The sequence below is a fragment of the Cupriavidus sp. P-10 genome, assembly GCF_003402535.2.
Lineage (GTDB): Bacteria > Pseudomonadota > Gammaproteobacteria > Burkholderiales > Burkholderiaceae > Cupriavidus.
Genome location: NZ_AP025173.1, coordinates 93,042 through 111,561, shown reverse-complemented (window position 1 = coordinate 111,561; position 18,520 = coordinate 93,042). Strand labels below are relative to the sequence as shown.

Below are 18,520 nucleotides of genomic sequence, written 5' to 3'. Positions count from 1 at the left end.
TGGCGTATTCAGCAACTGCACGAAGGACCACGACCGCCTCCAGTCTTCGCCAGCGCGCGAGAGTGAAGTTATCCACAACCCTCCGACCCATTTTTCCCTCCCCCGCGCCCCCACCGGCTACTCGTCTTGGAAAGACTAGTAAAATTCCTAACAGATACAAGGTTCCAGAACAACGCCAGACGCGACAATTTGAAGAAGGCATGGCGACAGCTATACGGCTATCGACACGGCATCATGATCGTCAATGCTTTCTACGAAAATGTCGCACGGCATCGGATGGAGCAGCGAGAGCTGGCACCTGGCGAGCAGCAAGAGAGCGTGGTTTTGGAGTTCAGGCCCGAGCCGCAGCAGGACATGTTGGTGGCGTGTCTATGGTCGATCAGCAAAGGAGGAGAGGGCGAGGCCGATCTCTATTCCTTCGCTGCCATTACCGACGAGCCGCCCGCTGAGGTGTCGGCCGCAGGGCATGATCGTTGTATCGTGCCAGTCAAGCCCGAGCATGTGGAAGCCTGGTTGAATCCCGACGCGAAGAACTTGGCCGCGCTCGATGCAATCCTGGACGACCGGAACCAGCCCTACTACGAGCACCGGTTGGCAGCGTAGGGAACGAAGAATCCCGATTCCATGTCGTAGAATCGCTCACCTCCTGGCAACTCAGGGTCATTGATGCGTGTTGGCCGACCGATACCTGCTCCTCCTCAGCCCCTCTGCGATTACTGCGGCGGGAAGGCGGTTCTTGCCCGCGTGGGAGAAGAGGCATACCCGTATTTGGAGGACCACGGGCCTGTGTGGATCTGCTCCCCGTGCCAGGCGTGGATCGGCGTGCGTGCGCGAAGCAAGCAACACACCCCGCTTGGAAGATTGGCCGACGCGGCATTGCGCGAAAAGAAGAGCCGACTGCACGATGCCCTCGATCCGTTGGTCACTGCGAAGATGCGGCGCGACGGTGTCAATGCCTTTGAGGCGAGGGGCAAGGCAATGAAGTGGCTGATTGCATCGCTCCGCATTCCAGTCGACAGTCCCAGCATCCATGCCCTTTCGCTTGAGCAGTGCGAACAGGCCATCCAATGCATCGCCGAGTTCCAGGCCTCACGTGGGCGAGAGCCTTCGGGTTCCTGATGAGGGCAACGAGGATACTGTTAGCAGAAATTCCTGCTCGCGGTGTCCAGGGATCCAAGCATGGGCGACAAGTCGACAAAGCGTTGCGCGATCAGGTGCCGCACCTCGCCTTCGCATTGCCACTGGCCATAGACACCGAGTAGGGAGGCCGTCAATACCTCGCGTCGGTACTTCTCCATCACGGACGGCCAGACGATGACGCTGACGGTACCGGTCTCGTCCTCCAATGACAAGAAGACCACGCCATTCGCCGTGCTCGGCCGCTGCCGTACGGTCACGATTCCGCAGCCACGGGCAATCTGCCGCGTCGCGTAGGTGGCAAGCACGTCGGCGGGCACAAAGCGCAATGCAGCAAGCTTGTGGCGGAGCAGGGCAAGCGGGTGGCGGTTCAGCGTGAGGCCGAGCGAGCGATAGTCGCTGACGATCTCCTCGCCTTCCGTTGGCTGTGAGAGTTCGGGCATTGGCTCGTCCAGATCCGCGGGCCGCAGCAGATCCTTGTCAGGTACCGCTGCAGCCGCCTGCCACATCGCCTGGCGTCGACTACCCGTAAGGCCAATCAACGCATTGCCAGCGGCCAGTACATTGACATCGTGCCGGTCTAGCGACGCTCTGCGAGCAAGAACCTTGACGGAGGCGAAGGGCCGGAGTGCGCGTGCCGTTTCGATGCGTTCGGCCGCTTCGCGGCGCATGCCCCTCAGCTGCGAGAGGCCCAGGCGTACAGCCAGCACCGAGCCTTCATGACTTTCCAGGCTGGCGTCCCAGCCACTCACTGTCACATCAACAGGAAGAACCGTGACGCCATGGCGCTTGGCGTCCTGCACCAGCTGGGATGGCGTGTAGAAGCCCATCGGCTGGCTATTCAGCATGGCGCAGAGGAAGGCGTCAGGCTCGTGGCACTTGAGCCACGCACTCGCGTAGACGAGAAGTGCGAAGCTTGCTGCATGGCTTTCCGGAAAGCCGTACTCGCCGAAGCCCTGGATCTGCCGGAAGATGCTCTCCGCGAACTCCAGATCGTAGCCGCGCTCGAGCATGCCCGTCACGATGCGTTCGTGGTATCGCTCCAACCCACCTTTTCGCTTCCAGGCGGCCATGGCGCGACGCAGTTGATCCGCTTCCCCAGCTGAGAAGCCTGCCGCCAGCATGGCTACCTGCATCACCTGTTCCTGAAAGATCGGTACACCCAGCGTGCGGGACAGGGCTTGCTCCATCTCCGGGCTCGGATAGCTGACCGGCTCCAAGCCCTGCCGGCGACGCAGGTAGGGATGCACCATGCCACCCTGAACCGGGCCCGGCCGAACGATCGCCACTTCGATGACGAGGTCATAGAAGGTGCGCGGCTTCAAGCGGGGCAGCATCGACATCTGGGCGCGCGACTCAATCTGGAACACGCCCACCGTATCCGCCCGCGAAATCATCTCGTAGGTCTTCGGATCTTCCGCTGGAATGTCCTGCAGCTCAAAGGCTTCTCCGCGTTGTTGCGTCACCAGATCCAGGGCTCGCCGGATCGCAGACAGCATGCCGAGCGCGAGGACATCAACCTTGAGCAACCCCAAGGCGTCAAGGTCGTCCTTGTCCCACTGGATCACGCTGCGATCGGCCATGGCCGCGTTCTCGATTGGCACCAGCCTGGAAAGCTTGCCACGCGCGAGCACAAAACCTCCTGTGTGCTGGGAGAGATGCCGCGGGAAGCCAAGCAGCGACACGGCCATGTGTGCCCAGCGTTGGGACAATGCCGCTTCCGTATCCACGCCGCTTTCGCCAAAACGCTTAAGGAGATCCGCTTTGCTGTCGAACCAATGGTGAGATTTCGCGACCAGGTCGACGATCGCGGGATCCACACCTAATGCCTTGCCTGTGTCGCGCAGCGCGCTGCGAGGCCGGTAGGTGGTCACCGCGGCAGCCAGTGCCGCGCGGTCCCTCCCGTACTTGCGATACAGGTACTGGATCACCTCCTCGCGGCGCTGATGCTCGAAGTCGACGTCGATATCGGGCGGCTCGGCGCGCTCTTTTGAAATGAACCGCTCGAACAGCAGGTTGCCGCGTGCCGGGTCAACTTCGGTAATGCCGAGACAGTAGCAGACGGCGGAATTGGCTGCGGACCCGCGACCCTGGCAGAGAATGCCGTTGGAGCGGGCGAACCGCACGATGTCGTAGACCGTCAGGAAATAGGGTTCATACGACATGTCGCGGATCAGTGCGAATTCATGTTCGAGTTGCTGCTGGACGGCAAGGGGGATGCCGTCCGGATAGCGACGGTGCGCGCCGACATAGGCTTCGCCCCGCAGATAGTCGGACGGCGTGACGCCATCCGGCACCACTTCTTCGGGATACTCGTAACGGAGCTCGTCCAGCGAAAATTGACACAGGTTTGCAATGTGGACCGACTCCGTCAGGTAGCGGTGCGGGTAAATGTTGGCGAGTCGCAAGCGGGAGCGCAGGTGCTGCTCGGCGTTAGGCAGGAGGTCATACCCACATTCGGGAACCGGGCGATGCACACGGATGGCAGTCAGCACGTCATGCATCGGCTTGCGCGAGCGTACGTGCATGGTGACGTTGCCAGTGGCGACGATGCGCAGGTGATGTCGCGCCGCGGCCGCTTCGACCGTGCCGCGGTGGATATCGTCCATCGGCTTGTAGAGCAGGCTCAATCCCATCCACGCCCTGCCAGCAAAAGTCGCGCTCACCCATGCCGATTGCGCCTCCAGCTTCTCGGCCGCCACGCCATAGTCCGGCGTGAACACGATCAAGCAATCTGGCAGCCCCTTCAGATGCTCGGACGGCGCTTCGGGCGCGGCCAAGTCGCGTGGGGTCAGCACATAGGAACCCTTGGCGGCGCGCATGCGCGCGAGCGTGATCAGTTCGCACAAGTTGCCATAACCTTCGCGGTTACGGGCAAGCGCAAGGAATGAGAGCGCGGGAGAGCCGTCGGCGTTCTGCAGCCGGAACCAGGCGCCAATTACAAGGCGAAGGCCGGCATTCCTGGCCTCTGTGTGGGCACGAACGATGCCCGCTAGCGAGCACTCGTCCGTGATGGCGAGCGCGTGGTAGCCCAACTGAGCGGCGCGCTCAGCGAGCTCTTCCGGCCGTGAGGCGCCGGCGAGGAAGGAGAAGTTGGAGCGGCAGTGCAGTTCCGCGTAGGCGGGCAGACCTGCCTTGGCGTTGATGTCCATGGTTTTCAGCCGAAGAGGCCATGCAGATACCACCGAGCCTCATCGCCTTCTCGGCTGCCCATGCGTTCCTGAAAGATCCAGTAGCAGGTGTGGTCCTTCGCCTCCGCAACGAAATAGTCGCGTGTCACCAGCTGGCCGCCCCACCAGCCCGACTCGATGCGCTCAGGCGGTGAGACGATACGCAGTGGCGATCCGTAGAAGGGACGGTGGTCGCGTTCAATCAGCGGCACCGGCTTGCCGAGCAGCCAAACAGGACGTGGCAGGCCTGCGGGCAACGTTGCGCTGGGCGGCTTGTCAGTGGCAGACTGCCAGCTGTTGGCGACTTCCGGGCGGTAGTCTGCACGCAAGCACGGTTGGCGGACATTGTCAGCGCCGAGGCGTGCCACCAGCAACTCAAGCAGGCGTGCATGGTCCGCCGGCGTGCCGCCCGGTTCTGGAAACAATGAATCGCTGGGGGGTGCCACCGGCTCGGTCTCGATGGCAGACACCGCGACGGCAATCATCGGCGCCTCGACAGTCAGCCGCGTCAGACGCTCTTTGAGCAGGCGAACCAAATGCTCTTCATGCCAGTTGGGCTCGGCCAGCGCAATCTCAATCTTCGTTGGTGCGATGGCAGCGGGGCCGCGCTCGTGGCGCAGTTCGACCGCAAACCGCTTGATGGCCAGGTGCCGGGCGGTTAGCCAGCCGACCATCTGTACCAGCAAGCCGCGAGTGTAGGCAAGGGCGGACTCAGCGTTGTCCATCCTATCCGGAAGATCCACCGCGGCGTCAAACGATGGGGGAGCTTCGACCCATTCGAAGACTTCAGGTGCTTCCCCATGGGCGCGATCCAACGCCTCAAGGATGGCGGCGCCGCATCGGCGCTGCAGGCCTGCGCGCGGCAGCCGGCGCAGGTCTCCTAGCGTCCGACAGCCGAGTCCGTCCAGCCACTCATCAAACGGCCGCGCCGCCGGCAGGATCGCAACGGGGATGCCGACCAGCGCTCGCACCAATGTGGGCATACTTAATGCCGTTCCGCCACCAGAGCGCGCAAGTAGCCAAGCGCCTTCGGCGGTTGGTGCGCATCCCGCGACAGGACTGAACCCCATTGCCCTGACGGCCGCCAGCATCCGTTGCCGCAGCTTGCGGACGCCGCCGAATAGTCGCAGCGTGGTGCTGATGTCGACAAGCACCGCCGCCTCCTCGGACGCAGCGACATTGGGCGAGAACTGCAGCATCGCCATCATGACACGCTCGAGCGCCGCCAGTTCTGCGCAACCATCGCGGTCAAAGAGAATGGTCTGCGGTGCGATCGTCTGTACGCCACCGCGGCGCATTGCCGGCTTCACGCCGGCCGCAATGGCCAGCGGCGACGCCATATGCACGCGCTCCCTGTCCAGGACAGCAACCGCTAGCTCAGTGGACCAGTTCGGTCGGAATACTTCGAGGGGCAGGGACGACAGGCGCAGGCAGATCCACAGGCGCAGCATGGCGATACAACAGAATGGGGGAGGGCTGCAGCGCTATGTGGAGCGGCGATTCCTGCTGCGGGCCTCGACGCTTAACGAACTGCACACGAATTCCGTCCGATGCGGGCTCCAATGTCAGGCGCAGCGGCGCCGGCGAGGCATCGCGTGCACAGGCCGTCGGACGAACCACGAAGAAAAGGACATCGGAGGCTTGGGCGGCAAGATGCAGACGCCGAAGCGCATCGTTACGCAGGTGCGACTGCCAAAAGACGAGCGCTCCGCAGGTCCCGGCGCGCAAGATCTGCTCCGCGGCCCACAGGGCGTCAGCGGTGTGCCGGGTTTCGATCCAGAGAGTCTGCGCGGACGGGACGCCCCAGTTGGCGAGCGCCAACGCTTGAGGCGCGTGCGGCGGTGCCAGAAGCGCGACAGGGCGGTTCGAGCGCGCGACGAGAGCAGGGCGTAGCAAGCGCAACTCGCCGATACCCGGCTGGCGCTGCAGCAACTCCGTCAGGCAACCGATCGGCCAGCCGCCGCCCGGAAGCTCCTTGTCGAGCGACGGATACCCGGTTGGAACGGTGCGTGCGTTGCCCCGAGCAAGCTGCGAGGCAAGCCAAAGTGACGGATGAATGGATTCTGGGGCGACGGTTAGCATGGCGAGCTCCTGCCCCCAGTGTACTGTATATTTATACAGTATTCACCTGCATTATCCGTCACATGAGCGGTTCCATCGCGCGATCGCTGCCACCAGCGGCCAACCAGCCCTGTTGCGAAAATCGCATCAGGGCTCGTATAATTTGGGTGTTGCAGGCAAGCGCGGAGCTTGTAGAGGTCGTCGAAAGACGGCAGCCCGTTTTGGGTGGGATCCTCGAATCCGGGGCCTGCAACCGTCTTTTCTCAGTCGTCGCGCACCGCGGCGATCACACGCCGACGCTCCCCATCTTCTGCGTCGCCGCACCAAAACTTCAAGCCGTAGCCGTCCACCTGTCCATTGCGCCGATACAGGTTGCGTGCGAGCATGCGCAGGTATCGGTCTTCCGTCTCCCCATACTGATTTCTGTGGACTGCGTAGAACGCGCTCGTCGCCACGGCGTCGGCGACCTGCAGGCCTGCCAACTGGTCGTGATTCACTGCGCGCACGCCATCAAGGTCGAGGCTGTCCCAATGGATGCGGCAGTCTTCCCGGCCCTGCAGTCGCACAAGGTAATGATGGAGGTCGGCATAGGACATCGCCGATCGGTTCGAGAAAATCAGTTCGGCCTTACCATCACCCTCACCAGGGCGCGCGGTATCCCTGCACAGCCAGCTCACGCGTTCCAGCAAAAGGCGGATCGTGTAGCGGTATAAGGAAAACGCCTCCTGCTGAAAAACCTCCGGGTCGGCGATTGAGGGCTTGTGGACCAGCACATGCACGTGCCGCAGTGGCGCCTCCCCAATCATGCGCGCCAGAGGCACCCGGTGCTCATGCCGCAGGTTGCGAAAATGCAGGGGCGATTTAGCAGGCTTCCTCAGTAGCTCCCTAGCGTTCTTGACGAGTTGCACCATTGCTAGGTCGTTCACAGTGCGAACTACCGTGGCGGACTGGACGAACCACCTCGAACTACCTTGCTCGTTGGGAAGGAACACAAATCCTTCGTCGCCCGACTCGTCGATATAGACGCGAAAGCTGGAGGTCATGCGTGATGCGTTGGTTATATGAGGGTGCCATTATGAGGCACACCAAAGGGCCGGGCTTCAAAATGATCTCGCTATGGACGCTACTTGGCCGGACGGACGTGCCCTATCCGTTGTCGGAAATGGCGGCAGGCGTCTGTAGTGGGCGCCCCGTCACGCCGATCACGATCTGCAACGCGCTGCTGGCGATCAGGGCGAACCGACACTTGTCGATGTCGAAGTCCTTGGTGTCCACGCTGAACAAGGGGTCGGCCATCGGCCTTGTGTGGGCTCATAAATCTGGAAGAATGCGTGGCAGGAGTTTTACTGGCTTGCCCTTCTGGGACTTCTCGAGGGGCGACCAATCTTCTGTTCCTGGGCTGCCACTTCTTATGGCAGAAACGTTCCCCTTCGGACCAGAAAGTCTTTGCAACGGTAGTTGAACGATTGAGCAGTTCCTCCAGCCGCAGCCCTTCCACCACGGTGGTATGGTCTTCGCTGCAGCAGCTCATGGCACAACCTCGCACGGCCTTGCCCTCGATGCAGCCACTCCTCCAGGCGAGTGCCTGGTCGGAGGTCGCGGCGACCGGCGTCGAAGTCGGCGCGCCAGGCTCGTGCGTTTAGAGTGACAGCCAGCGGCTAGAGGCCTTTTGTCGCGGCCTCACGATGAACTTGCGGCCGGCGCTGTCACAATCGCTAACTAATTTGATAGCTTACTTCACGACCTCGAAGCTACGAGCCTCTCTCTGATATAAATGCTAATAATTTCAGTAAGTTAGAAGAAGCGCTTCTATTTGCTGGTCATTTGATAGCGCGTACCGCAGGCCTCCATTTATGGAAAGAAGCCAGGAAGAGGTCCACGCTGCGCTGTTATGTGCGTGCTGTGCCCGGTCGCACTGAATGATTTAACATAAATCTTTTTATGCGAACTACTGGTGTAGCGGCAAAGTTGTAATGTCCGGTTCGGGGGTGCGGATGAATTCTTGGACTACTTGGAGGTAGTTCATGTATTCGTACGAGGATCGCATCAGGGCGGTCAAGCTGTATTTAAAGTATGGAGGAAAGACGGCAACGGTCGTTCGTGAGCTGGGCTATCCGTCGGGTAAGAACCTGAAGCGGTGGGTCAACCTTTACCAGGCACTGGGGGACCTGCCCGAGCACCGCCGTCCAAGGCATCGATACACGCTGGAGCAAAAAAGCGTGGCGGTGGATCACTACTTCGGTCATGGCTGCTCTCTAGTTGGTACCCGCAGAGCCCTCGGGTATCCCAGCACCGAAATGCTGGCCCGCTGGATTGAGGAGCTGCGCCCTGGCTCGCGTCGCATGGTCACGAGCACAAACACCAGTGCGCCGTTTGCGTCCGAGCAGAGACGTCAGGCAGTCACTGACCTTTGCGCCCGCCGGGGCTCAGCGGAGGAAGTAGCGAAAAAGGTTGGAGTAAGCCGACCGATGCTGTACAAGTGGAAAGATCAACTGCTCGGAGACGAGGCATATCGATCTATGCGCAAACGTAAATTGGCCTCGCCTGAAGACGAGCATGCAGCGTTGCTGGAAAGAATCGCGCAGCTCGAACAGCAGGTACGCCAGCTGCAACTTGAGCGCGACATCCTGGCGCAGGCGGGCGATCTAATAAAAAAAGACCAAGGCATCAACTCCCTGACCCTGACAAACAGGGAGAAGACACAGGTGGTTGATGCCTTGAAAGCTACGTATCCGTTGCCTGAGCTTCTTCGCGTCGTCGGGCTTGCGCGCAGTAGCTACTTCTATCACAAGACAGGCTTGAGGCTGCGCGATAAGTACGGCGATGTACGTAAGGCCATGGTCGAGATCTTTGACAGCAACCATCGCTGCTATGGGTACCGTCGTATCCACGCGATGCTGCGTCAGCGAGATATTCGGATCTCCGAAAAGGTCGTGCGCAAATTGATGGCGGAGGAGCAGCTTACTGTCCGTCGGCCTCGTCGTCGGTACAGTTCCTACAGCGGGGAGATTGGCGCTGCCCCCGAGAACCTGATTGCTAGGGATTTCCATTCGCAGGCGCCAAATCAAAAATGGCTGACAGACATCACCGAATTCCAGCTTCCAGCTGGCAAGGTGTATCTATCGCCCATGATCGATTGCTTTGACGGCAAGGTTGTAAGTTGGTCTATCGGCACGAGGCCTGACGCACAATTGGTCAATAGCATGCTCGACGGCGCCATCACCACGCTCACCGATGGCGACAGCCCCGTAGTACACAGTGATAGGGGCTCGCACTATCGTTGGCCGGGATGGCTGCAGCGCATCAAGGCGGCTGGTCTCATCCGTTCCATGTCGCGAAAGGGCTGCTCACCTGACAACGCAGCCTGCGAAGGCTTCTTCGGTCGCCTGAAAAATGAGATGTACTACTGTCGCAACTGGGCTGGCACGACGGTAGAAGGATTCATGCACGAGCTAAACTCTTACATCCAGTGGTACAACGAGCGGCGCATCAAATTGTCGCTGCGCGGCATGAGTCCGGTCGAATACCGGCGCCACCTTGGAATCGCAACTTAACTCAGTCCAAGAATTCATCCGCACCCCCTTCTAGCAAAGTTGAAATGTCCGCCTGAGGCGCCTGTCCATGGTATTCAGCCTGCCCGGTTGAATGCAATGGAGGATGTCCGGGGATGGCGGGAACCGAGGTCATTACAGTAAGCATGCGTGAGTTAGACAGGCTCAAGATCGTCCAGGCGGTCGTGGATGGTCAGTTGCGGCCCGGGGTGGCTGCCGAACGGTTGGAGATCACGGACCGGCAATTCCGGCGGCTGCTGGAGCGCTATAGGCAAGAAGGCGCATCCGGGCTGGTTTCTCGCCGGCGCGGTCGACCCAGCAACAATCGCATGCCAGCGGACCGCGAATCCGTGGCCCTCGGCCTGATTCGGGAACACTACGCCGACTTCGGCCCGACCCTGGCGGCCGAGAAGCTGCGAGAGCGTCATGGGCTAACGTTGTCCAAAGAAACGATCCGCCGACTGATGACGGTGGCCGGCCTGTGGGTGCCGCGCAAACAGCGGCCGCCGAAGGTCTACCAGCCTCGTAACCGGCGCGCCTGCTATGGCGAACTGATCCAGATCGACGGCAGCGATCACCGCTGGTTTGAGGAGCGCGCCCCAGCCTGCACCCTGCTGGTTTACGTCGACGACGCCACCAGCCAGATCATGGAACTACGCTTTACTCATTCGGAATCCACGTTCACATACTTTGCGGCGACGCGGGCCTATCTGGAGCGCCACGGCAAGCCGGTGGCGTTCTACAGCGACAAGGCCAGCGTTTTTCGGGTCAACAAGAAAGGGGCAACCAGTGGCGACGGCCACACCCAGTTTGCGCGGGCCTTGTTCGAGCTGAACATCGAAGGTATCTGCGCCAACAGCAGCCAGGCAAAAGGCCGTGTCGAGCGGACTCACCTGACCTTGCAGGACCGGTTGGTCAAGGAGTTGCGCCTGCGTGGGATCAACACGATGGAGGCAGCCAATGCCTTCATGGCGGAATTCATCGCCGACTATAACGCGCGCTTTGCCAAGGCGCCGCGCAATGACCACAACGCCCATCGGCCGCTGCGACCCGACGAGAACCTGGATCTCATCTTCGCGTGGCGCGAGCCGCGCTGTGTGTCCAAGAGCCTGACGATTCAGTACGACAAGATGCTCTACCTGCTGGCGGATACGCCAGAGCATCGGAAACTGGCCGGTCGCTATATCGATGTCTATCACTATCCGGACGGCAGAATCGAGCCACGCGCAAATGGCGCCGCCCTGCCCTACACGATTTACGATCGGCTCTCGGAAGTGGATCAAGGCGCGATCGTTGATAACAAGCGCCTGGGGCACGTATTGCAATTAGCGCAATACGTTCAGGAGAAGCGCGACAACACGCGGTCACTCTCTGTGCCTGGCACGGAGGGGGCTCCCCGCAAGCGTGGACGACCGCCCGGCAAGAAGTCGCAGCGCTCGCTGGGCCAGAACGATATGTTGGAAGCGCTGCAACGGTTGCAGCAGCAGCCGTGGCCGCTGAACGGAACGGAGAATTGATTTCAGCTTGACACCTGGAAATTCAAATCCGCCCTGCTGGCATGACGGCCTCACCCTGATCACAACTCTGCCGCTTCAGGCCAGCACCACCGCCCTACGGGAACCCCAAAAAAGACAGAACAAACAAGCTGGACAGACACCGGACAACCGAACATTTTAACTTTGCCGGGACCCGGACATTTCAACTTAGCTTTGACAACTGGTATGTTTTGAAGTGTTGCGCTGTGGCGGCGGTCGGCCACAGTAGTTCAAGGCTTTCCAGGCGATTCTGCGCAACAGATGCGGCGACTACCATCGCGCAACAGCGGGCCATTGGCTTTTTCCTCTGCAAGCCGTCTTTTGACCTTGAAAACCGCTGCATCGGCTCTTGCCAAGGGTCACGCAACACCATCCCGACCCACCAAGAATGCGTCATATGCCGTATAAATCACTTATGGCAGGATGTAGCATGGCGCCCAGGCCGCTTTCGCCGGGATAATTTGACTGGCATTACCTATGCCAGAACAGCCAGGCGAGCGCTGACGAGCCGGTTAAGGCTGACGCCTTGCTCCGCCGCCTGCGTCGCCAAGGAACGATGCAACTCCGGCGGGATGCGAAGCGATAGGACGCCGCTATATTGCTTGTCCGCCAGCGGAACGGGGACTTCTTCGCCGCCGGACTTCATGTCGGCAACGGCTTCCGCCACGACCTGCCGGATACCGGCCAAGGCGTCTTCAGGCGTGGAGGCGAGCCAAGACAATGACGGGAACTCTGCGCATAGCCCGACGTGCTCCTGGTCCTCGGTCGACCAGGTTACTCGGTACGTATAGTGGTCAGTTGGCATTTTTTCCCTCGTGCAGCTTCTCAATCGCCTTCAGCACTTGGTTGGCTTTCCCCTTGTCATTCTGAATGTTCACACGTGGGTCGCCCGGCCAAGGTGTTTTAAACACTGCATGGCTAGTGCCCGATTGCCTGGCGGTACCGAAATATTCTTCGCACACCTTCATGAGGTTCGAAAACCGCACATTGGCTGGCAGGCTCCTGGCGCATCTGCGCCAAGATCTTACGGGTGTCTGTCATGACAGCGTGGTATCAATAGTGCAACCATTTGAAAATCAAAGTGCGCGAACGGCTCAGAACGCCTTACCCGGCAAAACCCAGTCGAGCCGTGCGCGCCGGCCGCGCGGGGCGGTTGAAAGGCGGGTGTTTAACACCGAAGCGAGAACCGCTTGCCTCAAGTGCAGAGGCTCACGCAGCGCCCGGCTCTGCTATACGACCACCCAAGGACCCGAGCTGGAGATGCCGATCGCCGTTAGCGCCGCCGACGGGGTCGCGCCGGCGGTTTGCTTTCGTCGGCCCCCGTTGCGTTCGCGCTCGCTTCGTCCGGTTGCTGACTCCCAACGGCGGACGTCTCCGCGCCCTTGGCCTCCAAGTGAGCACGCAACGCTCTCAGCTCGGCCTGTGCCTCAGCGGCCAGGCTGACCGCTTCGATTAGCTTGTCCCGCGTGGACTGATGCGCGGCGTGCACCTCTGTCAGTTCCTGGCGTGCTTGCCCTTCCCGCGTCTCGGCGCTACTCAAGCGCGCTTCAGCGCGTTGGCGAGCCGCCTCTTCTGCCGCGCGCTGGGCTTCGGCAACGGCCGCGGCCTTCTCGGCCGCGGCGCGCAAAGCCTGCTCGCTCCCCCATTGACCCCGTACCGCGACCACTTCGTCCTCCAGGCGAGACACTGCTTCCAGGCGCAGTTCCGCTTGTGCCAGCGCGCGCCGTACGCGTGCCAACTCCTCCTGTTGGCGTGCCGCCCCTTGCTGCAGACGCTCAATTTCGTCGGCCTGCTCGTTCGCCCTGCCCGCGACGGTATCGCGATCGGTCGTCACTTCCAAGAGCTGCTGCGCCAGGTCGTCTCGCTCCTTTTCAAGCGCTTCGCCGTTCGCTGCCATCGCGGCGAGCTCATTCATCGCCTGCGCCAGGGCGGCCTCCGCTTCGGCGGCCGCTTCCTCGGCGACTTTGGACAACTCGGCGCCCAGCGCGGCAAGGAGGCGTGAATTCGGTTCGCTGAGCTTGCGTGGTGGCCGCTTCTGCTGCTGTTCCTGCCAGGTCGACCAGTACCGATGAATCGTGTTCATGCTGCCGCTGCCCAACCGCTCGCGCACCGCGGTCAGCGTTGGCTTTAGCTGTTGGGCGACCAGCGCCTCGGCAACCGCGGCCACTTGCTCGTAGGTGATGCCCGGACGTGCCATTTCGTATTGCTCGTGCTCCGTTGATATCGTATTGAAAATAATACGATACGATACGAAAAACAAGTACGAAACGACGGTGAAGGGGGAAACGGGTGCATGGCCCCGGCAGACGCCGCCGAGCCGCTCGGCCGCCGAACAGGCTGGGTGGAAAGGCCGCGAGCGGCCAAGGGTCTACCTCGAGACTGGTAGGCGCCCCGTCGCAAGGGGCCGCAACGACCCGAGGTACTCGATTTCCGGCGGAATGGATGCGGAATCGAAAGCGCGAAATCTAGCGCCAACCGTTCGGGCGTCGCTCCTTGACTTCGCGTTGGTGCCGATAGAGTGAAAGCATCCCTTCGACAACGATGCCAATGCTCTCCCACCAAACGCAGCTCCCCCTGTTCCCGACCTCGTCGGGCCGCGTCCATCCCGCCAGCGCGTCGGCGCTACTGCTACTTGCCTGTTCCGGCACGAAGCTCGACCGGCAGGCGCGTGCCATTGACCTCTACCAAGGCGTGATGTACGACTCCTATCGGGCGCACCTGCGACGGGAGGCTAGACCGAATGTCCTGATCCTCTCCGCACGTCACGGCTTCCTGGATCCGCACGCGGTGATCGATCCCTACGACCAGCGCATGACCGCGCAGCGTGCCGACGCGATGTTGGCCGATCTGCCGGCATTCGCGGGATCGGCGAACTGGCCAGCCCAGGTCGGCAAGGTGTTGCTGGCCGGCGGCAAGGAGTACCGCCGTGTCATGCGCGCCGCGCTCGCTCGCCAATACAACACCACGCTGCCGGCCTTTCAGGAAACGACCGGCGGCATCGGCATGCAACGCTCACAACTCGGCGCGTTTCTCGACGGTCTTGCGCCGAGGTTCAACGAGCCGATGGGCCATCACCCCAATGGCACGCCGCTCTACCGGCGCTACGGCTGGATCGAAGCCGGTGCCGTGACTGGCCTGATCTACCGGGCGGCCCCTTACCTGCCCGCCGTCAAGGCCCGTGTGCTTGCCTTGTTCCAAGGCCCATCCGGACCGACCGCCGACGCGGAGGTCGAGGAAATCATCCGCGGTCGCACCAGCATTGGCCCTCGCTGGGTCGGCGTGGCGGATCTTCACCCGCTGCAGGAGGCCGCGTGAGCGAATTCGAAAAAGCGCTGCACCAGGAGGCGAAGGCGCTCAGCGAGAATCTCGATGGCACAGCTGGCCAGCTATTGGCCCTCACGCACGCCGGCTACAAGGCGTGGGCCAAGGAAGGCAATCTGCATTTCCCGGAGCCAAAGCGCTACGCCCTGCTCCACGAGATCCTGCGCTACTGCGCCTACGGGAGTTTGCTCGAGTGCAATCCGACGCAATGGGATAGCCTGCGGGAGATTGCCGAGATGCTGGATGGGCGGTACCCACGTTATGCGTGCACGCGAGCGCGTCTGCGTGCGCGCCGCAACCGCTATGGCAGACCGTGCGTCTAACGTGCCAACGGTGCGTGCCCTGCCACAGCTGCCAGCGATATCCGCCTCGTCCGAGGCGGGCGATAGCCGCCATGTCGGACTGCCCTATCCAACCACGTCCGCCGGATTGACGCTCTCCGCGCGCAGTCGTACGCTGCCAGCTAGCGGCTGGATGTGAAGCTCGATATTCTCTCGACGAGCTCTGGCCCAGCCGGCACAAATCGCGGCTTCTAGCGTGGGGAACAACTGACGCGGCTCCGGTGTGCCGTCTATTTGTAGCGCCCACTGATGTTCGGCCGGCACGACGCTAATACTGTTTGCAGGCATCAGAAGCTCCAAAGATCGCCGCAGGCCATGCCGCGACGCCAGATGCCACCCCGTGGGGGAAGCGTATCACCCCTTGATCGAGCGTGGATCGTTGCCGAAAGAGTTGCGCTCGCGGAGCTGACCGTCCCGACCATGGATCAGCAGTTCGACCTTGTCTTGGTTGGCCTTTTCTGTCCCGGCGGCAATGGCCTCTTCCTCGCTAGGGAAGTGTGACCGCCGTCCGTGCCCTCGAATGCGACCGCCCCAACGAGCGCTTCTTCGCCGATTTTCCCCGCACGCATGGGCGGCCGCCCACGCCGCAGCCGGGGAAAAGCCGCCCACAGGATCGGCACTGAATCGGATGGCCCAGCAAGGCATAAGGCGCGTCAGCATGCCAAGCGAATGGCATTTCCGTACCGGTCGAAGACCGCACCCGGGCATGACGCCCGTCCTGATCGGCGTCTCTAGCCTTCCAGCCAGGCATGCTGATCCCTGGCCGCATCGCCGATCTTGGCCGCATGAGCCGCTGCCTGTTCGAGCCAAGGCGCATGCGCCTTGGGTACGACCAGCATCGTCAAACCCAGGCCGTCCAGCACACGCAGGGCGTGCTCGAGATTGACGCCCTTGCCGTTCTCCAGCTTGGACAGCATGCCGATCGAGACAGCGCAATGCCTTGCCGCCTGGTCAATCGGCATCCCCTCCCCTGCCCGCGTGGCTCGAATGCGCTCGCCCAGTTGGTGAATGGCGCGAATTGTCGCGCGCGAAGGCGGCGTCGGATCAGGTAGTGGTCGCGGCATGGAGGCCCGTCCCGTGAAGAAGAGAGGTCAGCGTGGAAGCTGCTCGTCACGATTGTTTCATGAACGTGAAATTATACTCCACAACGCTGTGGCGGCCCTCTATGCCGAAGGAAACTGGCCAGCCCCGCCCGACAAACTCGTGGCGTTAGCCCATGCAGGTCTGAAGGTGTGGGCGAAGGTCGGCAATCTCCAGTTTCCGCCCGAATAGCGGTATGCGCTGTTACAGGAAATCATGCGCTACTGCGCCTGGGAATGCCTGCTCGCGTGCTGCTTCACGCAGGAGCTCCGCTTGGAGCGGATCGCGGACATGCTGGATGCCACCTATCCACGCTATGCCTGCACCCGCGCAAAACTTGCCGCGCGCCGCAACTGCTATGGCAGGCCGCGGTTCCGAACCCTCTCTTGGAAGCAATACACGCCGCGAAGCGGCGGCACGAGTGGGAGATGAGATAATTTCAGTATATAACAGCGGGTATGGCGCAAATGGACTCCCTCTGGCTCAGCAACCCGACCCAGGCTTATCGCGACTGGCAGGCGCGTGAGGCGGCCGGCGCAGATCGCCGCCCCTTCTCAGCACGCTCGATCGTCCAACATCAGGCAATGTTCGAGCATTTCCGCCGACACGTGATGACCAGGGGCTCGACCATCGCCTCATTTGGCACCGCCGATGTCGACGCGTTCTGGCAGACGACCGACGGCCGGTCGTACTCCCAGGCTACCCGCATGCGGTATGTGAAGCTGCTGGACCGCCTGTGCCGGCATCTGGTCTTCGCCGGCGTGCGGCAGGACAACCCAGCGGCCGCACTTCTCTTTGCTGAGCGCTGGCCAGACGAAGAACCCACACCCCTGTTCCTTGATGAGGCTGAGGATGCGCGGCTACAGGCCTATCTGCTATCGCCTGCCGAGGATCTGGCCGGCTTGCGCAGCCGCGCGATCGTCGCGACATTCCTCGCAACGGGTATTACAGCGGGGGAAGCGCGAGCAGCGCGTTTGAGGGATCTGATTCCGGATGCGAGCCCGCCCTATCTTTTTGTGTCGGCGCACGGCGCACGGGACGCGCACACGGTTCACCTCGCCGACTTCGCGATACCTGTATTGCGGACTTGGTGCGCGCGCCGCTCGATCCTCCCCGTCGAGGGCGACCTACTATTCACGCTCACCCCCGATGGTCGACCGATCACCGACATGAGCTTCGGTCGGATCGTGGCCACAGCACTTGCCGCAATGGGGTTCTCCGGTGCAGAGCCAAGCCCCCGCACGTTGCGCAATACCTTCTGCCGGCGCCATCTCCTGGCAGGCAGCTCACGTGATGAGGTCAGCCGCATGTTGGGGCTGGCCAGCCATCGCACTTGTGACCGAATTGCTGCGACACTGCCGGCAGCGGACGAGCCAATGCACCAAGATAGCTCGCCTGACGCGCCAGCAAAGGCCAAATAAGGAAGATCATGGATATTCCACTGGACACTGTGAAGGTCATTTACCGCCGTGCGATCGACCCAAGGGCGAGCGACGGTGAGGGTGCGGCCTGGTGGGCCGCCGTCGCGGAGGAAGTCATTGCCGTCGTCCGTGCCGAGGACACCGTGGCCGCTGCCAGCGTTATCGCATGGTGGCACCACGACTGGCATGCAGTGGGCGACTCCGCGAGAGCGGCAGCTGCACGCATCCGGCGCGCTTCCCGCGCGCTCAGGATCGGCTGATCGAGCAACCCTTGGCGCGCACACGATATCGGGCCCTCCCTCTTGCATACGCGCCTGCTTTTGCTATTCTTCGCCGGTGCGCCACCCTAAATCGCTTACAGGCGCGCATTTTTTTCTAACCAGACACGACTATGGCCACGAAAGCGAAACCCGTAGCAAAGACTGCAACGAAGACCGCAGCAAAGAAAGCTGCTCCGGCAAAGAAGGCCGCTCCGGCCAAGAAGGCTGCCGCAGCCGCCCCGGTCGCCAAGCCTCTGAAGGACACGTTCAACAAGTCGAGCCTACTCGCCCACCTGGTCACCCAGACCGAGCTGGACAAGAAGACCGTTCAGACTGTGCTGTCCCACCTCGAAAACACCATGGTGAGCGCGATCCATAAGAAGGGCGCCGGCGAATTCACCCTGCCGGGTCTGTTCAAAGTGGCGGCCATCCAGGTGCCGGCCACAAAGAAGCGGTTCGGCAAGAACCCGTTCACCGGCCAGGAACAATGGTTTGCGGCCAAGCCGGCCAGCGTCAAGGTCAAGGTGCGTCCGCTGAAGAAGCTGAAGGACGCCGCAGCGTAATCGCGACGATTCCCGCGAACAAAAAAGCCCCGACTCGCGATTTCGGGGCTTTTTTGCATTGGATCCCTACTTAGAAGGGC

Annotated in this window: 19 protein-coding genes and 1 pseudogene; 9 read left to right on the top strand and 11 right to left on the bottom strand. The window is 61.7% G+C overall.

The genetic code is table 11. The features are described 5' to 3' along the window. Nucleotides 1-171: 171 nt before the first annotated feature. Both CTP10_RS38095 and CTP10_RS38090 read left to right on the top strand, forming a co-directional pair. Nucleotides 172-603: pseudogene (locus tag CTP10_RS38095) on the top strand (SOS response-associated peptidase family protein); the annotation flags it as partial. Nucleotides 604-666: 63 nt separating this feature from the next. Beyond that, on the top strand, nt 667-1,119 hold the full coding sequence (locus tag CTP10_RS38090; protein WP_058697662.1) for a zinc-finger-containing protein: 453 nt from the start codon (nt 667-669) through the stop codon (nt 1,117-1,119). 20 nt (nt 1,120-1,139) lie between these two features. Here CTP10_RS38090 and CTP10_RS38085 read toward each other — a convergent pair whose 3' ends face one another. From CTP10_RS38085 to CTP10_RS38065, 5 genes are all read right to left on the bottom strand, one after another. Continuing rightward, the gene (locus CTP10_RS38085; RefSeq protein WP_058697663.1) at nt 1,140-4,289 is read right to left on the bottom strand and encodes an error-prone DNA polymerase; all 3,150 of its coding nucleotides are present in this window, start codon (nt 4,287-4,289) and stop codon (nt 1,140-1,142) included. A 5-nt stretch (nt 4,290-4,294) separates the two neighbouring features. Then, on the bottom strand, nt 4,295-5,758 hold the full coding sequence (locus tag CTP10_RS38080; RefSeq protein WP_058697664.1) for a Y-family DNA polymerase: 1,464 nt from the start codon (nt 5,756-5,758) through the stop codon (nt 4,295-4,297). Next, nucleotides 5,685-6,389 (bottom strand): translesion DNA synthesis-associated protein ImuA, encoded by a 705-nt coding sequence (gene imuA / locus CTP10_RS38075; RefSeq protein ID WP_058697665.1) that lies wholly within the window; start codon nt 6,387-6,389, stop codon nt 5,685-5,687. Before imuA ends, CTP10_RS38080 begins: the two co-directional genes overlap by 74 nt. A 242-nt stretch (nt 6,390-6,631) precedes the next feature. After that, on the bottom strand, nt 6,632-7,411 hold the full coding sequence (locus CTP10_RS38070) for a DUF3800 domain-containing protein (RefSeq protein ID WP_058697666.1): 780 nt from the start codon (nt 7,409-7,411) through the stop codon (nt 6,632-6,634). A 103-nt stretch (nt 7,412-7,514) separates the two neighbouring features. Further along, nucleotides 7,515-7,664, bottom strand: a complete 150-nt coding sequence (locus CTP10_RS38065; protein WP_158577658.1) for a hypothetical protein — start codon at nt 7,662-7,664, stop codon at nt 7,515-7,517. Nucleotides 7,665-8,392: 728 nt separating this feature from the next. On the opposite strand from CTP10_RS38065, the gene CTP10_RS38060 reads away from it, so the two are divergent. After that, nucleotides 8,393-9,922 (top strand): IS3 family transposase, encoded by a 1,530-nt coding sequence (locus tag CTP10_RS38060; RefSeq protein WP_058698951.1) that lies wholly within the window; start codon nt 8,393-8,395, stop codon nt 9,920-9,922. A gap of 113 nt (nt 9,923-10,035) precedes the next feature. Further along, nucleotides 10,036-11,436 (top strand): ISNCY family transposase, encoded by a 1,401-nt coding sequence (locus CTP10_RS38055; protein WP_058698950.1) that lies wholly within the window; start codon nt 10,036-10,038, stop codon nt 11,434-11,436. Nucleotides 11,437-11,929: 493 nt separating this feature from the next. On the opposite strand, the gene CTP10_RS38050 is transcribed toward CTP10_RS38055, so the two are convergent. The 3 genes from CTP10_RS38050 to CTP10_RS38040 all read right to left on the bottom strand — a co-directional run bounded on the left by CTP10_RS38050 (nt 11,930) and on the right by CTP10_RS38040 (nt 13,714). Continuing rightward, the gene (locus tag CTP10_RS38050) at nt 11,930-12,259 is read right to left on the bottom strand and encodes a type II toxin-antitoxin system HicB family antitoxin (RefSeq protein ID WP_058698124.1); all 330 of its coding nucleotides are present in this window, start codon (nt 12,257-12,259) and stop codon (nt 11,930-11,932) included. Then, nucleotides 12,249-12,422, bottom strand: a complete 174-nt coding sequence (locus CTP10_RS38045) for a toxin HicA (protein WP_233528055.1) — start codon at nt 12,420-12,422, stop codon at nt 12,249-12,251. The genes CTP10_RS38050 and CTP10_RS38045 overlap by 11 nt, the downstream gene beginning before the upstream one ends. Before the next feature lie 305 nt (nt 12,423-12,727). Then, nucleotides 12,728-13,714 carry a DNA-binding protein gene (locus tag CTP10_RS38040; protein WP_233528056.1) on the bottom strand — a complete coding sequence of 329 codons (987 nt, stop codon included), beginning with the start codon at nt 13,712-13,714 and terminating at the stop codon, nt 12,728-12,730. Between the two features lie 287 nt (nt 13,715-14,001). Here CTP10_RS38040 and CTP10_RS38035 point away from each other — a divergent pair, with 287 nt between their 5' ends. Next, on the top strand, nt 14,002-14,769 hold the full coding sequence (locus CTP10_RS38035) for a DUF6884 domain-containing protein (protein ID WP_233528057.1): 768 nt from the start codon (nt 14,002-14,004) through the stop codon (nt 14,767-14,769). Beyond that, nucleotides 14,766-15,098, top strand: a complete 333-nt coding sequence (locus CTP10_RS38030) for a hypothetical protein (protein ID WP_233528058.1) — start codon at nt 14,766-14,768, stop codon at nt 15,096-15,098. The genes CTP10_RS38035 and CTP10_RS38030 overlap by 4 nt, the downstream gene beginning before the upstream one ends. 84 nt (nt 15,099-15,182) lie before the next feature. Here CTP10_RS38030 and CTP10_RS38025 read toward each other — a convergent pair whose 3' ends face one another. The 3 genes from CTP10_RS38025 to CTP10_RS38015 form a co-directional block, all read right to left on the bottom strand. Continuing rightward, complete coding sequence (locus CTP10_RS38025; protein ID WP_081050298.1) at nt 15,183-15,404, bottom strand: DUF2188 domain-containing protein; 222 nt, start codon at nt 15,402-15,404, stop codon at nt 15,183-15,185. Between the two features lie 66 nt (nt 15,405-15,470). Then, nucleotides 15,471-15,761 carry a DUF2188 domain-containing protein gene (locus CTP10_RS38020; RefSeq protein WP_081050317.1) on the bottom strand — a complete coding sequence of 97 codons (291 nt, stop codon included), beginning with the start codon at nt 15,759-15,761 and terminating at the stop codon, nt 15,471-15,473. An 86-nt stretch (nt 15,762-15,847) separates the two neighbouring features. Further along, complete coding sequence (locus CTP10_RS38015) at nt 15,848-16,078, bottom strand: XRE family transcriptional regulator (protein ID WP_233528059.1); 231 nt, start codon at nt 16,076-16,078, stop codon at nt 15,848-15,850. 585 nt (nt 16,079-16,663) lie between these two features. Here CTP10_RS38015 and CTP10_RS38010 point away from each other — a divergent pair. The 3 genes from CTP10_RS38010 (at nt 16,664) to CTP10_RS38000 (ending at nt 18,440) form a co-directional block, all read left to right on the top strand. Further along, on the top strand, nt 16,664-17,617 hold the full coding sequence (locus tag CTP10_RS38010; protein ID WP_058698249.1) for a tyrosine-type recombinase/integrase: 954 nt from the start codon (nt 16,664-16,666) through the stop codon (nt 17,615-17,617). An 8-nt stretch (nt 17,618-17,625) separates the two neighbouring features. Beyond that, entirely contained in the window at nt 17,626-17,877 is a 252-nt protein-coding gene (locus CTP10_RS38005) for a hypothetical protein (protein ID WP_058698128.1), read from the top strand. Between the two features lie 131 nt (nt 17,878-18,008). Further along, nucleotides 18,009-18,440 (top strand): HU family DNA-binding protein, encoded by a 432-nt coding sequence (locus CTP10_RS38000; protein WP_058698129.1) that lies wholly within the window; start codon nt 18,009-18,011, stop codon nt 18,438-18,440. Nucleotides 18,441-18,520 lie beyond the last annotated feature (80 nt).

What these genes read in the sequence shown, in the direction of transcription:
- CTP10_RS38090 (WP_058697662.1), top strand. Translation starts at nt 667, where the DNA reads ATGCGTGTTGGCCGACCGATACCTGCTCCTCCTCAGCCCCTCTGCGAT.
- CTP10_RS38085 (WP_058697663.1), bottom strand. Translation starts at nt 4,289, where the DNA reads ATGGACATCAACGCCAAGGCAGGTCTGCCCGCCTACGCGGAACTGCAC.
- CTP10_RS38080 (WP_058697664.1), bottom strand. Translation starts at nt 5,758, where the DNA reads ATGCTGCGCCTGTGGATCTGCCTGCGCCTGTCGTCCCTGCCCCTCGAA.
- imuA (WP_058697665.1), bottom strand. Translation starts at nt 6,389, where the DNA reads ATGCTAACCGTCGCCCCAGAATCCATTCATCCGTCACTTTGGCTTGCC.
- CTP10_RS38070 (WP_058697666.1), bottom strand. Translation starts at nt 7,411, where the DNA reads ATGACCTCCAGCTTTCGCGTCTATATCGACGAGTCGGGCGACGAAGGA.
- CTP10_RS38065 (WP_158577658.1), bottom strand. Translation starts at nt 7,664, where the DNA reads ATGGCCGACCCCTTGTTCAGCGTGGACACCAAGGACTTCGACATCGAC.
- CTP10_RS38060 (WP_058698951.1), top strand. Translation starts at nt 8,393, where the DNA reads ATGTATTCGTACGAGGATCGCATCAGGGCGGTCAAGCTGTATTTAAAG.
- CTP10_RS38055 (WP_058698950.1), top strand. Translation starts at nt 10,036, where the DNA reads ATGGCGGGAACCGAGGTCATTACAGTAAGCATGCGTGAGTTAGACAGG.
- CTP10_RS38050 (WP_058698124.1), bottom strand. Translation starts at nt 12,259, where the DNA reads ATGCCAACTGACCACTATACGTACCGAGTAACCTGGTCGACCGAGGAC.
- CTP10_RS38045 (WP_233528055.1), bottom strand. Translation starts at nt 12,422, where the DNA reads ATGAAGGTGTGCGAAGAATATTTCGGTACCGCCAGGCAATCGGGCACT.
- CTP10_RS38035 (WP_233528057.1), top strand. Translation starts at nt 14,002, where the DNA reads ATGCTCTCCCACCAAACGCAGCTCCCCCTGTTCCCGACCTCGTCGGGC.
- CTP10_RS38025 (WP_081050298.1), bottom strand. Translation starts at nt 15,404, where the DNA reads ATGCCTGCAAACAGTATTAGCGTCGTGCCGGCCGAACATCAGTGGGCG.
- CTP10_RS38020 (WP_081050317.1), bottom strand. Translation starts at nt 15,761, where the DNA reads ATGCCTTGCTGGGCCATCCGATTCAGTGCCGATCCTGTGGGCGGCTTT.
- CTP10_RS38015 (WP_233528059.1), bottom strand. Translation starts at nt 16,078, where the DNA reads ATGCCGATTGACCAGGCGGCAAGGCATTGCGCTGTCTCGATCGGCATG.
- CTP10_RS38010 (WP_058698249.1), top strand. Translation starts at nt 16,664, where the DNA reads ATGGACTCCCTCTGGCTCAGCAACCCGACCCAGGCTTATCGCGACTGG.
- CTP10_RS38005 (WP_058698128.1), top strand. Translation starts at nt 17,626, where the DNA reads ATGGATATTCCACTGGACACTGTGAAGGTCATTTACCGCCGTGCGATC.
- CTP10_RS38000 (WP_058698129.1), top strand. Translation starts at nt 18,009, where the DNA reads ATGGCCACGAAAGCGAAACCCGTAGCAAAGACTGCAACGAAGACCGCA.